Source organism: Flavobacterium sp. UMI-01 (assembly GCF_019656315.1).
Taxonomy (GTDB): domain Bacteria; phylum Bacteroidota; class Bacteroidia; order Flavobacteriales; family Flavobacteriaceae; genus Flavobacterium.
This window is the reverse complement of the sequence record NZ_BPLU01000055.1, coordinates 1-336: the sequence shown is the minus strand read 5'-3', so window position 1 is coordinate 336 and position 336 is coordinate 1. Positions and strand designations below refer to the sequence as shown.

The 336-nt window shown below is 33.3% G+C and carries 1 pseudogene; it reads left to right on the top strand.

The window, feature by feature from the left end:
- Positions 1-79: 79 nt before the first annotated feature.
- Positions 80-238, top strand: a pseudogene (locus tag K5R64_RS17250) (transposase); the annotation flags it as partial.
- Positions 239-336: the final 98 nt, after the last annotated feature.

The window sequence follows — 336 nt, the reverse complement described above, 5'->3', positions numbered from 1 at the left end:
TAGAGCGCAATTTAGAGGTGTTAGAAAAATTGATTTTTTCCTGTTTAGATTATCCAATCTTTTTGCCTAATCCCCAACTTTTGAACTTGATCCCAAGTTTGTCTATTTACACATTAAACGTCGTCGTTGGACCAATAAAACTAATGGAGAAATTGTTAAAAGAGATTGGGCTTTAGTGGCTAAAGGAACACGTATGACGCAAGAATTTGCGGCTTTTTTAAAAGAAATTAATAGATAACACAGCTATTAATTGTCATACTATTGGAGGTTTCTTTGGGGTTAACGGTAAAAAACTTCAAAGACAGTATAAAAAACATCTCAGCTCATTTAGCACTT